Below are 14,253 nucleotides of genomic sequence, written 5' to 3' on the forward strand. Positions count from 1 at the left end.
AAAGTCGGATGTACGAACTCTCACGCGTGCGGCTGTTCTCCATCGGTCCCAAAGGCGCCCGCTACCAGGATGTAACCCTGGACCTGAGGAACGTCGGTCCGCCTGTACCGAACGGGACACCCGCTCCCCTTTTCGAGCTCGATTCCACCGCTGCCAGTGTGTCCGCTCCCCTCCGGCGTCCGAGTCCCGCGACGGTACTGTTCCTGGAGAACGGAGGCGGCAAATCCGTCCTCATCAAGCTCATCTTCTCGGTCATGCTCCCTGGGCGGCGCCAGGTCGTGGGCAGCTCGAGCAGTCGGCTCCTGGAGAACTTCGTCCAGGCCCACGATGTGGCCCATGTGGCATTGGAATGGCAACACTTCAAGACTGGACAGCGCGTCGTGGTGGGCAAGGTATCCACCTGGCGTGGACAGGTCGTGTCAAGTGATCCTTCTCGGCTTCTCGAAGCGTGGTATTCGTTCCGTCCCACCGAGCGGTTCAACCTGGACTGTCTGCCGCTCACTGAAGGCAGCCAGACCGTGTCCATGACCGGATTCCGCAGTCGGTTCGAGGAAGCGGGCAAGGTCGAGCCGCATCTGGAAACCGTCTGGACCGTCAATCACGGGATCTGGCGCGAACGCCTCACCCGGTTGGGGCTCGACCCCGAGCTCTTCCGTTACCAGCGTCGTATGAACGCGGGCGAGGGCGAGGCCGCGGACGCCTTCACCTTCAAATCGGACGAAGCCTTCGTCGACTGGTTGCTCACAGCCGTCACCGACGAGGAATCGGTCCGTGTGGTCGGTGATGTCGTCGAGCAGTACGCCACCCGACTGGCGCAGCGCGGCCAGCTCCTCTCGGAGCGAGAGTTCGTCTCTGGTGCTCTGGAACAGCTTCACCCACTGGCCGAAGCAGCGCAGGAACGTGCGGCTGTCACTGACCAGTTGGCCGAAGCGCAGAGAAGGGCTCGAGCCTTCGCGATCGCGTTGAAGCTACGCCGTGATCAGGAAGCGGAGCGGCTGGGCACCCTCAAGGACGAGCTCGAAGAGGCGGCCGAGGGGCAACAGCGAGAGGACCGCAGGGAGCGCAGGCTCAACCGAATCACCATCGAGATGCGCCGTGCCCAGGCCGAACTCAGATGGAAACGGGCCTGCGCGGAGCTGGAACAACTGGAAGCCCGGCTAGACGAGGCTCGTGACCACCTAGCCGCCTGGCAGGCCACCGGAGTCCTCATCGCCTACCACCGGGCCCATGACGAAGCGGAACAGATCCGGTCGCTCGTTTCCGATCAGGAACAGCAGGCGGCGCCGCTCTTGGAGGCTCGGGACAGAGCGGCACGCCGACTCGTACGCGGTCTGTCCCATACCGCAGACCAGGCTCAGCAGTCGGCTGAGGAAGCTCAGAAGCGATGCGCATTGCTCACCAAGGCGGCCCAACAAGCCGAGGATGAGCGTGTGGAGGAGATGGGCAGCGCCGAAAGCGAACGAGCCCGCGCGCGACGGGCCGACACGGACGTGGAAACGATCGTGCGCCTGGTCAAGGACGCTGTCAGCGACTCCCTTCTCACCTCAGTCGAGGACGACGTGTCCGCCAGGGCGGACCAAGCCGACACCGTTCTCAAGCGCACCGTCGCCAACATCAAAAACGCCGAGCAGAGGATGTCCGAACTGGCCACGGCGCTAGGAAGGCTACGACGGGAGATCCGCCAAGCCAGCCAGGCAGCGGATGAGGCCAGGAACAGGGCCCGCACGGCTGAGGATGCCTTGGTAGCCGCCGAGGGCGCAGCGGAGCGACTGCGGACGGATGAACGTCTCGTGGCGCTCCTGGGCACCCAAGAGGTGGATCCGGAACTGGACACTCCCGCACTGATCGAACTTCTCAAGGACGCGCTCGACAGCAACCGCGAGGAACAGGCCCGGGTGGGAATCAGTCTCAGCGAGAACCAACGGGTGCTCGACGCCCTCGGGTCGGGCGGGTTGCTGCCCCCCAGTGTCGACGTCACCGACGCGTTGAACGAACTCGAGGCCGCCGGGATCCACGCATGGTCGGGCTGGCTGTATCTGTCGACCATGCGCCCGGAAGACCGCGAACCGGCTCTGGGAGCCCACCCAGACCTGGTCGGTGGTGTGGTACTGAACAACGCCGACCACATTCCGCGTGCCAAGGAGGTCCTCACGCGCGCCCGGCTTCTGCCGCGTACGGTCGTCGCGGTGGGGACCACGGCACAGATCACCACCTTGCCCCCGGAATCTCCGGTTTCGCCCCCCTTCCTCGTGCCACCCAACCCGGCCATGTACGACGAGGAACAGGCTGAGCTTGAGCGTCAGCGCGTCACCGAACTCGTCGACCGTTCCCGAACCAAACTGGGTGCACTCACCTCCCAAGCACAATCCGACCGGGGGCTCCTGACGCTGGTGAGTGCCTGGTCCGAGCGCTATCCGCCTGGGACGCTATCGCGGCTACGCGAGGAGAATCAGACCGCGGAAGGAGCGCTTGCTGAAGCGAAAGCGCTCGTGGAAAGCCTGGAAACGCAGAGCGATGAGATCGAGGAAGAACAGAACGACCTCAGGGAGGTCCGGCTTCCCTCTCTCCGCGCCGACGAGGAAGAGCAACGCGCGACGACGGAACGACTACTCAGCCTGGTAGCACAGGCGGACCGCCTTCCTGGATTGCGACAGACCGCCAGAGAAGCCTGGGCGGCTGTCACGTCCCACACACAGCAGGCTGATGAATACAGAGAGCTGGCTGAGCGGCATCGACGCGATGCCCACGAGGCGCAACGCGACTGCGACGACAGTCTGCGTGCAGCGAACACCTGTCGTGAGGAGATGGCCTCCGTTCCGGGATCCGGAAGCGTCGCTGACACCGAACCCGTGCCTGAGGAATCCATCTCACGCCTGCGTGACAGCCATCGCTTCGCCCGTGAAGCATACGAGGCCGTCCGTATCGGCGCTGACCTTCGTGATCGCCTCAACGCGGCGGAGAAGGTCGAAACGCAAGCCCAAGCCCGCCTCGAGGAGGTCCAACCCGCGCGGATTCTCCCCGCGGCCGAGCGTTTGCTCGCCACTCCGGACGGAGCCGACGCCGCATCCAGAGCCGCGGCTACCGACAGGGCCCGACGCACCGTCGAAAACCATGAGCGTGACCGCACCGCTCAAGCCGGGGTCGTCGGGCAACTGGAGAACGAGTTCTCACGGTTCCAACGGCAGGAAGTGACTCTGGAGCCGCACTACAGTTACCCGACCAGTATCGCTCAGGCTGAGGAACTCGTCAGCCGCGCCGAGACGGAGTTCACGGAGGCTCACAGCGCCCACGAAAGAGCGAAGGAACGACACGAGGCGCTGAAACAGCAGACCTCACACAAGCAGGAACTGGTCGACCGCCTCCGTTCACATCTCGACGTGATGGATGATGTCGCCCCGCCTCAGGAGGAGGCAGGTGACGCCGAACTTTTCACCGGCACCTCGGAACAGGCCAGTGAGCAGCGAACCTCGCTCGTAGAGAGGTTGCGAAAAGCGGAAACGCTGCTCAATGACGCGACGAGTGTCGAACGCCGCGCGGCCGACCGGCTCGCCCAGTACGCAAGCGATGAGCGCTTCGCCCAGGTCGACAGCCCGGTCCGCCGTCAGATCATCAGTGTCGAACGTGAGCAACTGCCCGACTACGCGGGAGAGTGGGAATCGGCTCTGCGTCCGCGACTTCGGAGCCTAAGCGATGAGCTCACCCAACTGGACAGACACCGCGCTGGAATCATCGAACGCCTGCGCGGAATGGTGGAGAAGGGTCTCCACACACTCCGGAACGCCAGGAGACTCTCAAAGCTGCCTGAGGGCTTGGGAGACTGGGGCGGGCAGGAGTTCTTGCGCATCACCTACACGGTGGTCGCGAGGGATGTACTAGACGACCGGCTCGGCACGGTGATCGATGAGGCAGTCACCCCTCCTGAGCAGGAGACCGGACGCAAGCGACCACCGCGAAGCAACGGCCGCAGGGACGGTCTCACCCTTCTGCTGCGCGGAGTCCGGGCGGCCACTCCCAAGGGCATCAAGGTGGAGATCCTCAAACCCGACGCTGTGCTGAGGACCGAACGCGTCCGTGTCTCGCAGATCAACGACATCTTCTCAGGAGGGCAACTCCTGACGGCCGCCATCATCATCTACTGCACTATGGCCGCGTTGCGGGCGAACGCCCGCGGGCACACACGCCAGCACTCCGGTGTTCTGTTCCTGGACAACCCCATCGGCCGTGCTTCGGCCGGTTACCTGATCGAACTGCAGATGGCCGTGGCCAAGGCGCTCGGAGTCCAGTTGATCTACACCACGGGCCTGTTCGACACCAACGCGCTCGCCGCTTTCCCTCTGATCATTCGCCTGCGCAACGACGCGGACCTGCGTGCCGGGCTGGTCTACCTCTCGGTGCACGATGTGATCCGCGCTGAGATCTCCAGACTCGGTAAACCCGATGGAACCGGCTCCATCACCGCGAGCAGGGTGTACGCACGCTCGGAGACAGGAAACGATGATGGCGAACACGCGACTGAGTAGGCGGGGCGAGCGGTTCGCCACCGCCCTTCGAGGGTGCCGGGGTCGCCGTGTCCCCCTGGTCGACCTTTGGGCCATACTCGACCGTGTTGATCCCGCTTCGCGTACCGATCCGAACCGCCGCATCATCCTCGCCGGCCTCCTGGAGGAGCTCGCCGAGACCGAGCAGATCACCCTCCCAAGCGCACGCTCCTATGATCGCTCTGAGCATCCACCGCTTCCGAAATTCGTCACTCTGCCCGTGACGGGCAGGGCCTCAACCCCACGTCGGCAGATCGTCTGGCATCCCGCCTTGTCGTGGGTACCCGAGTCCCGGGTGGCTCCGAGCCAGCACGACCGCCTTGCGGAGATCAACGCATGGCTGCACTCGACTCCCGATCCTCCCCCTGTCCCGCACAGGGAGAGGTCATTGGAGATCTTCGGTGAAGAGAAGGTCCTCGACCGGCTCCTCGCAACCGGGATGTTCGGCCCGGATCGGCTGACCTTGGAGCTGCTCGCGGCCTACCGCGCAACCGTACGGTTCACCAGTGAACTGGTTGGGGGAGGAGACATACTGCTCGTCGTGGAGAACAGCGACACGTTCGACTCACTCGTCCACGCCCTGCGAAGTCGGTCCGATCACAGGGTTTCCCTTGTCGCTTGGGGCGCAGGCGGTGCGTTCGAGGCGTCGGTGTTGTCCATCGCACGGCTGGACCAGGCGGTGAACGATGTCGCCTACTTCGGGGATGTGGACGCGAAGGGAATCAAGATTCCTGCCAACGCCGCCTCGCTCGCAGCCCAGCACGGTTTGCCCACGATCCGCCCCGCGATCGGCCTCTACACGGCTCTCTTGGACAGGGGACGTCGGCGGAGTGGGCAGAAGCCGGTCTCACCTGAAGTGGCCGAAGGACTGGTCGGCTGGCTTCCTCCCGAACACAGAGACGCAGTGAAGAGCTGCTTGGCCTCGGGAGTGAGGCTGGCGCAGGAGGCTGTGGGACGCGACTACCTCACCACCGACGAGACCTGGCTTTCCGACCTTCGCTGAGCTTTCGGTGATTCAGGCGTTCCGAGCCCAGGCTGCCCACGTACGGGCAGTCAGCGTCTGCTCCTTGAGGCCGGCTTGTCCCGGCACAGGGCGACGAAGTCGCAGCGGTCACACTGATCGCACCATGAGTTCAGCCGTGGTAGGTCGTTGGCCCGGAGGGCTTCACCTGCTTCCCAGATCTTGTTGTGTACGTTGGTGAGCAGGGAGTCCTCGATCTCCTCGCGGGTGGTCTGTCCAGCCTCGTCGAGGTTGAGGACCTCGACGAGGTCCGCATTCTCCCCAGTTAGCTCTCCATAGCCGACCGCATAGACGTGGAGCTGGTCGCGAGTGACCTCTTCGGCCTGGGCCCGATCAGTGGACTTGAAGTCCACGATGGACAGTTCGTCGGTGTCCAGCCGACGAATGAGGTCGATGCGTCCATCCACGGTGATGCCCGGGGCCACATGTACCTGAACCTGTTTCTCGGAGTGTTCAGTCTGCGGGATTTCCTCGCCGTGAGTGGCGAAGTAACGCCTAATCGCCTTGATCGCGGCTGCGCTGAGGGTGGCCCGAAGCTCGGGGTAGGCGAACGGGGTGTGCAGGTGGCGTTCGACCAGATCCTCGGCGTCGGAAGCATCGAGCAACTCCCCAGCGATGGCTCTCTTGTGTACCTCCGCCAAGGCGTCGTGTAGCCCTTTGCCGTAACCCAGGGCCTCGTGCAGCGGAGGGTTGAAGCCGTAGAGGAAGCGCAGCTTGAACGAGTACGGGCATTCGAAGAGGTACTTGAGCTCGGAGAAGGAGAACGTCAACTGCGGTGTCTCCCGCCGTGGTACGGCAGGCAGCCGATCCGGCAGGGGACGCGTACTCGGTCTGGTCGACACCCACCTCTGGTCCGAGCAGTGGTCGAAGAAGGGCGAGCGGTTGCGGTATCGCGTGGTCCTTCCTGGTGAGTAGGTCAGGTTGAGGTACTTCTGCGCCCGGGTGACCGCCACGTAGAACAAGCGGGTTTCGTCTTCGACCGTACCCCGGTAGCGGTCCGGGTCCTCGACGGCTTCCTGCGGCAAGACGTGGAACAGCCCCAGGCCTCCGTGCCGCTGGGAGGGGAAGCGGTTCTTACGCAGGCACGGCACGAACACGACCGGCCACTGCATCCCCTTGGCCTGATGCACGGTGGAGAGCGTAACCGCGTCCGGCGCGGCATAGCCCACGTCGGCATTGGACTCGGCGTAGTAGCCGGGGGCCTGGTGGGTCAGCCAGGAGACGAACGACTGATACTTCTCCGCCGGTTCGGTGGTGAAGTAGATCTGCTCGAAGTCTGAGATCACTTGGCTGAACTTGCCCAGCTGGTAGTAGACCAGCTCACCTCGGCCTTCCGGCCCTGGCACGGTCTCCTCGCGCAGCGTCAGCTTCTCCAGGAAGTCGAGATAGACCCGCTGGATGTTGTACACACCGAAACGGCCCCCTTGCTCGAAAGCCCTCCCCTGCTCAAGGACGTCGAGGGCGGCTGGCCAGTCGTAACCCTCCGGGAGGAGCTCGGCGTTCTGCCACAGCGTGCGCAACTCTCCGGCTGAGATCTCCTGGACCATGAAACGGAAGATCCCGACGACCGCTTCGACCTCTGGGGTGTCGAAGAGCCGGTTCAGCCCTTTGACCACATAGGGGATACCGCGTCGCTTCAGCTCGGCAACCAGTGGGTCGGCGTCTTTGGCCACAGAGCGGAACAGCACCGAGCAGTCCGACCACGACAACCCGCGGGGCTCCGCGTCCGGGGTGTCGCGGAACGGCACTCCGCGCATCTCTTCGATCCGGTCACAAATCCAGGCGGCTTCCCCCTCAGCGTCATCGAAAGAGAGCGCGAGCAGGTCCCCGCGCTGCCATTCCTGGGACTCGGCCGAGACCATGCGCTTGGGCAGTCGCTCACCGTCCGGGACACGCTCGGCGATGGACCGGCCAAGCTCGACGATCCCCGGGCTGGAACGGAAGTTGTCCGCCAGCGTCACCCGTCGCACTCCGTCGTGGCGTTCAGCGAAGGTGACGATGTTGGAGACCTGGCTGCCCCGCCACTGGTAGATCGTCTGATCGTCGTCGCCGACCACGCAGAGATTGGCGCCATGACGCACCAAGCCCTCGATCAGACGCTCCTGCAACGGGTTGACGTCCTGATACTCGTCGACGACCACGTATCTGATGTCATCGCGGACATGCTTCTGGACGACCGCCGCGTTCTCGTCCTCGTCCGGATCTGCCTCGAGGAACTGCACGGCCAGGTGGATCATCTCGGTGTAGTCGAAGCTCGCGTGATTGTACAGGAGCTTCATGTAGGAGTGGAACGATGCGGCGACTCCCTCGGGCACCTGGGCATCGTCGACGACGTCCTCCCGGAGCACGCTCATGGCCTGCAGGAACAGGCTGGAGTTCTGATAGCGCTTCAGGTGGGACTGTGTCGCCCGTGGGAGGGTGGGACAGGTGGTCAGTCCGGACTTCTTGCTGTTGCGGTCCACGAGAAGGCGGGCTGTTATGTCGCTGAGCACCGAGAACTTGAAGGTCTCGGGCACCAGCCGCTGCAGGAGGTCCAGACAGTAGCCGTGCATGGTGCCGATGTACATCTCCGCCATGCCGACGATCTCACCGCGTTCGGCGGCGACGATGCCGAGGATCCGGTCCTTGAGTTCGGCCGCGGCCTTCTCGGTGAAGGTGAACGCGATGACGTTGCGGGGTTCCACCCCCGGCTGGGCGAGGATCGCGGCGATGCGCTGGGAGATCACCTGGGTCTTGCCGGAGCCCGCGCAGGCGATGATCTGCAAGGGCTCGTCCAGGCAGTCGATCGCTTCCTGCTGTGCTGGAGTATAGGACGCCATCGCCGCCGCCTTCTCGTTGCTGTCGTGCTCCTGCTGTCCCGTTCCGCCAGCGTCACACGTCAAAAACCTTCATGACCTCGTCGCCGTAGTTGTTGATCACCTTGACCGCGATCTTACCGGTCTCCGGTTTCGCGAACGGCTGAGAGATGGTGGCGTTCAGTGACTCCCACGCCTCAGCGTCGATCTCGGCCTTCAGCGCCGTTTTGAGTTGCTTATAGGGGTTGGTGCTTCCGGTGAAGTAGCAGTGCCGAACGAAGAACGACTCCTCGTTGTAGTCGGTGTCCACCATCCACAGCGCGATCTGGCTGGTGTCATTGCTGCGGATCTCGCCGGTGGTCGGGTCGAAGACATCCACCCCGTTGAGCCGCACGACGACGCCTTCCTCAGTTTCCTCGACGTCGATGTCGGGCTCGCCGAAAACGGTGAACAGGTTGCCAGCCCCGGTCTTCTTGAGCTCCTCACCCATGAGTAGATCCGAGTTCATCCGCACCATGAGCACTGGGATGCGCCCGAGCCTGCGGGTGGCCTCCACATTGGCGAAGCCCTCATCGGAGGCCTCCACGGTCACACCATCGCCCTCGGTCACTCCGGTGACCTGGGCGTCGAACGCGAAGCCGAGCACGCACAGCAGGTCGACCCCGTCGGCGTTGATCGCCTCGCGGGCGGCCTTCTTCACGAACGAGGGACTCACTGTCCCGTACTGCGGCCCGATCGCCAACGCCACCCGAGAGGCCGTGCCCTCTTCGCCCGGCTCAGTCCGTTCGCCGATCGCTTGGATGTATGCGCCCGCGTAGCTCTCGAACGAGGCGAAGGTGATCCGCTCCTTGCGTCGGCCGTTCTGGATGCCCGCCTTGGCCAGATTGTCTAGGATTGACTGCTCGAAGTTGGGGGCATCGGCTTCCTTCGCCGCCGATATTTCACTCGCTGACTCTTCCGGTCCACCGGCGAACGCAAGCGAGCGATGTGGGCTCAGCGACTCCACCGTGAACGGCCCAGCGACCCGGATCTTCTTCTTGTCCTCGTACGGCTTGTCGTAGAGCAACTCATAGTCGGCGTGTCGCCGGATCGCCTCGTCAATCTCCTCGCGAGTCATCCCCTCCTGAATGTCAGGGTTGTTCGCGATCGACTTCAAGGTGATGTGCTGTACACGATCATAGACGAAACCGTGCCGGATGTCGTTCGTGAATTTCTGACGCGGCAGCGGCTTCTCAGCGAGCACCTCCTCCTTCGCGTGCCCCTCAGCGGAGTCTGAGACCAGATACCAGGGGTATTTCGCTCCCATCACCCGCTGACGGGCTAGAGCCAAGGCGACCCGCGAAGTGTCGATAGTGATCCACCGACGACCCCATTGCTCAGCGACATGGGCCGTGGTTCCGCTACCGCAAGTCGGGTCAAGAACGAGATCCCCGGGGTCAGTCGCCATTAGAATGCAACGCTCGATAACTTTTGAAGCAGTCTGGACAACATAGAGTTTATCGTCAGTAAAATTCCCCGTCGCAGTGTCCGTCCATACGCTAGTACGCGATTTCCAGGGGAAGTCATCAGACATTCGCTTGAAGCGCAGACTTGATTTCGCAACATGTATCCGCTGAGCCCAAGACAGACGATTCATCCCATCAGGCCAACTTGCCTTCCAATGATTCCCCCTCGGCGGAGCGAAACTTCGCCCTTCATAAACAAAAGGCTGCGGAGTGGCAGCAGCACCTTGCGAATTAAGAGAAGTCGGCTGGTAATATCGACCCTCCGGAAGCGGCGACTTGCCATCTCTTTCTTCTTTCGTCAACCCTCGACAATTTCCATCAGGGAATTCAACCCAACGATAAGGTGAACCTTGCGGACTCGTATCGAACTTCTCGAAAAGAGTTCGAAACTTAGGGCTCTCAGTTTTCCCATACCACAGCAAGTTGTCGAAATTTCGAGGAAGGTAGTCTGCCGCAAAACCTCCAGTTTTCACGAAAACAATCTGACTTATAAATTTATCGACACCAAAAACCTCGTCCATCAGAGATCGGACAAGGTGAACGTTTTCGTCGCCAATCTGGACAAAGCAAGAACCCGACTCCGTCAGCAAATCCCGCGCCGCATGCAGTCGATCCCGCAAGTACGACAAATAAGAGTGGATTCCTAGCTCCCAGGTATCCCGAAAGGCTTTGATCTGCTCGGCCTCACGTGCAGCGTCTTCCAGCTTTCCATCCTTGACATCCCGGCTTCCTGCCGACACCTGCCAGTTGGATCCGAACTTGATGCCGTACGGCGGATCGATGTAGATCATCTGGACCTTGCCGCGCAGGTGTTCCCGTTCGGCGAGCGAGGACATGACCTGTAGCGAGTCACCAAGGATCATGCGGTTCGACCAGTTAGCGGTATGCCGGTAGAAATCCACCTGATCGAGTTCGTCCAGGCCGTCGAAGTCGTCGAAGAGTGTGAGCTCGGGCTCCTCTTCGGGTCGCTCGGCGGTACGGCGGAGGTTCTCGATGAGGACGCGGGGGTCGATCTTCTCCTGGATGTAGATCGGTGGGGCGTCCACCACGAGGTCGTTGTCGTCGCTACCCTGCTCGTCGGCCTCCGGGTACTTGCCGCGCCAGACGAGCTGCGGGTCGAGGGTCTCGTCCCGGTCGTAGCGGACCTTGCGGACCTCTTCGAGAGCCGGATCCACGAAGTCGTGGGCGTCGGCGGTGGGGATGTTGGTCCGCTTGTCGTCGTGCTTGATGGCGTCGACGGGGATCGGTCCCTTCGCGGTCTTCTTACGCGCCACCGGCGCTCCTCATCTGCATGTCGTAGTCGAGCAGGTCCGGGTCACCGATGATCGGCTGATCGCCGTAGAGCAGTTGGATCGCCTCGGCCAGTCGGGCCTTGAACAAGAGGGGATCGGTCATCTCGACATAGCCCCAGCGGCCGAAACCACGATGATTGTTCACCGCAACACACCAGGAATCCCGGGCCGTAGCGGCCTTGGCCCGGGTTGGCCCGGGGCTCTTCTGGCTGCCGGAGACCTCCACGATCAGGTAGCGGTCGAAGTCTTCATCGCCTGGGCGATGAAGCCGGACCAGGAAATCCGGTACGTAGGAGTGGGACCGTCCCCCATGCACGTAGGGGATGGAGAAACCGAGATGGTCGTTCTTCACATAAGCCGCGACGTTCGGGTTCAGCTCCAGCTCGCTCGCGAGCAACTGCTCCCAGGTATTGCCGAGCACACCGTCCAGGGTCACGTGCGAGACCTCGGACTTCTCCGTCGGTACCGTGGCCTTACGGGTGTGGAAGTAGACCCCTTCGGTCGAGCCTTGGGGGTCGAACCTGTTCAGCATCGGCCGTAGGCGAATCCGTCGGTCGCCGATGAAGCGGATGATCGCGCCCCAGATCTGCTCGGCGGCCTCGGCCTGCGCCTGTGTGATGGTCATCAGGGGGCCGAGGCTGTAGCCCTTGTCGATCGTCACCCGGTGGTCGAGCCACTCCCGGCAGATCTCGACGAGTTTGGGGAACAGCCAGGGGCGTTTGTCGTCGGCGGTGTTGAACTGGCTATCGAGGATGCGCTTGGCGAGCGCGAAGGCTACCTCCTGGCGCCGGTAGGTGCGCTCCTCACTCGTGTCGTGCTCGCCCGCGCCTACGACCCCTTGCAGCTCCACCCAGCTTGGCACTGTGTCTGGTCCGATCTCGAACACCGGTGCGACGTCGAGATCCAGATTGATCTCCTCGTCGGGGAGTTCGGCGCGATAGCCGTCGAGTTTGGGGAAGGTGATCCGGAGGTCATCGCGGCCTTCTAGAGCTCGGACCTCCTGGACCGGTTTGGGAGGCAGAGGTTCCTTGGCCGGCTTGTCTGAGGGAATGAACTGGAAGGGGATGCCGTAGACGTTGGCGTATTCCGGTTCGAAGAATCCCTCGTCGTTGACCGCGTAGGAGCGACGCCGCAGTCCTCGGCCCACCACCTGCTCGCACAGCAGTTGGCTGCGGAAGGGACGGATGCCCAGGATATGGGTGACGGTGTTGGCGTCCCATCCCTCGGTCAGCATGGACACGCTGACCACGCACCGGACCTGCTCGCCGAGCCGTCCCTTCTTGCCGACGGTGTTCATCACCTCTCGAAGGAGTTCTTCCTCGGTGATCTTCTCGACGTCGGCGCCCGGGTAGCGGCGTCGGTACTCCGCCTGGAAAGCGGCGATCTCGGCGGCCGCGGCCTGCTTGAAGTCCTTCTTCAGGCCTTCACCGGATTCGAGCGCCCGGGAATCGATGAGGATCGTGCGCGGTCGGGCCAACGGCTTGCCGTCGACCACGTTGCTGAGCAGCTTCAGATTGCCGGGAGTGTGCGCCACGACCTCGTCGTCCTCCACGGCCTCTCGGCCGGCGATCCACTCGTAGACGAGCCTGCTCACCGTGGTGTTGGGGCAGACCACAATGAAGACCGGCGGGGGCTCGCCGTGCTGTTGCAGCGAAGTCTCCCAGTGTTGGAAGGCCTTCGTGTAGCTGCGGTGCAGACTGTGCAGCGCGCCTTCCAGCTCGGGCTCGGGGAGCCAGTCCTTCACCGTGTTCTTCGGTGCCCTCTTCGGCAGCTTGTCGCCGACGAAGTCCCACAGTCGCAGATAGGTGACGAGTTTGTGACGTGCGTCGTCGTCCACCGGCGTGCGGGGGACTTTGACGATTCCCGACTCGATCGCGTCCATCAGCGAGAAGTCGCTGACAGTCCAGGGGAAGATGTAGCCCTCGTTGTAGCCCGAGCCCTTGAGGTAGAACGGCGTGGCCGAGAGGTCGATGATCTGCTTGATCCCGGCGTGCCTGGCCACTGCCTGCAGGCCACGGAACCAGACCCGGGCCTCTTCGTTGGCCGCCTGCTCTTCCTTGTCGAGCTTGGTGCCCTGCTCTGCGGCGGACAGCGGCTTGTCCTGGTAGCAGTGGTGCGCCTCGTCATTGAAGACGATGACCTGCTGCTTGCCCGAACCGCCCAGGTCACGGAGCACCCGGCTCACCATGGCCTTCGGGGTCTCCTTGAAGGCATCCTCCTTGCGGTCGCCCTTGAGCAGCAGTCGGGTGTTGCGGGCGATGCCCTGGATCTCCTTGGCGTCCTTGAGCTGGAAGGCGTGGTAGTTGGTGATCGCTATCCGGGCATGGGCCAGGCCGCCCTTGAGATCCGCCGGGATCAGGTCGCGCTGGTCGTAGTAGTTCTCCGGCTCTTCGGGAAGCAGCACGCGCAGGCGGTCTCGGATCGTGATTCCGGGCGTGACCATCAGGAACCGGCTGGTGAACCGCGCGTCACGTGGGGACTGAACCTTGTTCAGCGTCTGCCAGGCGATCAACATCGCCATCACGACCGTCTTACCGGTACCCGTGGCCATCTTCAGCGCGATACGGGGCAGACCGGAGTTGTGCGCGTCGTTCTCGGGCTCCAGGCGCCTGCGCCAGTCGGTGTAGCCGTGACGGCCGGCGACCTCTACGAGGAAGATCGCGGTCTCCGCGGCCTCGCGCTGGCAGAACAGTACGCGGTTGTCCCGGTCTGGGGCGGCCCAGTGCTGCAGTAGCTTGCGGCTGATCGGGGTGACGCCTGAGTAATCGCCACCGCGCCGCCACCGGGCGACCTCACGACGCAGGTCGTTGATGAGGGTGTTGCGTTCCCGGCGCTCGCCCGTTGTGTCGAAGTCGAGCTCGATCTGGTCGGTGCCCTGCTTCCCCTTCTTGGACACCGCAATGGGGATGAACGACTCGCTGGGCCGCCGTCCCTCTTGGATCTCACCTGTCGGGCCCTGCGGACCGATCTCGTAGTAGCGATCCGGCTGCTCATACGGTGAGTTGAGGATCGGGTTCTCGATCGCTTCCGTCATACGCGCGCCGCCCACTCCCTTGACATCGTGGCCATCCTAACGAGATTTGGAAATTGAGAAGAATCGGG

General features: G+C 63.1%; 5 protein-coding genes. 2 read left to right on the forward strand and 3 right to left on the reverse strand.

The annotated features are described in order from the left end of the window. The first annotated feature begins 8 nt into the window (after nucleotides 1-8). Nucleotides 9-4,520 (forward strand): hypothetical protein, encoded by a 4,512-nt coding sequence (locus tag HNR07_RS24860; protein ID WP_184367029.1) that lies wholly within the window; start codon nucleotides 9-11, stop codon nucleotides 4,518-4,520. Beyond that, nucleotides 4,495-5,541, forward strand: coding sequence for a Wadjet anti-phage system protein JetD domain-containing protein (locus HNR07_RS24865; protein WP_221318922.1), 1,047 nt, complete (start codon nucleotides 4,495-4,497; stop codon nucleotides 5,539-5,541). Before HNR07_RS24860 ends, HNR07_RS24865 begins: the two co-directional genes overlap by 26 nt. Nucleotides 5,542-5,591: 50 nt before the next feature. Here HNR07_RS24865 and HNR07_RS24870 read toward each other — a convergent pair whose 3' ends face one another. The 3 genes from HNR07_RS24870 to HNR07_RS24880 are packed head-to-tail and all read right to left on the reverse strand — an operon-like array spanning nucleotide 5,592 to nucleotide 14,185. Continuing rightward, complete coding sequence (locus tag HNR07_RS24870; RefSeq protein ID WP_221318923.1) at nucleotides 5,592-8,441, reverse strand: ATP-dependent helicase; 2,850 nt, start codon at nucleotides 8,439-8,441, stop codon at nucleotides 5,592-5,594. Continuing rightward, nucleotides 8,431-11,133 (reverse strand): site-specific DNA-methyltransferase, encoded by a 2,703-nt coding sequence (locus HNR07_RS24875; protein ID WP_184367031.1) that lies wholly within the window; start codon nucleotides 11,131-11,133, stop codon nucleotides 8,431-8,433. The genes HNR07_RS24870 and HNR07_RS24875 overlap by 11 nt, the downstream gene beginning before the upstream one ends. Then, nucleotides 11,123-14,185, reverse strand: coding sequence for a BPTD_3080 family restriction endonuclease (locus tag HNR07_RS24880; protein ID WP_184367032.1), 3,063 nt, complete (start codon nucleotides 14,183-14,185; stop codon nucleotides 11,123-11,125). The genes HNR07_RS24875 and HNR07_RS24880 overlap by 11 nt, the downstream gene beginning before the upstream one ends. Nucleotides 14,186-14,253: the final 68 nt, after the last annotated feature.

Source organism: Nocardiopsis metallicus (genome assembly GCF_014201115.1).
GTDB classification, from domain to species: Bacteria; Actinomycetota; Actinomycetes; order Streptosporangiales; family Streptosporangiaceae; genus Nocardiopsis; species Nocardiopsis metallicus.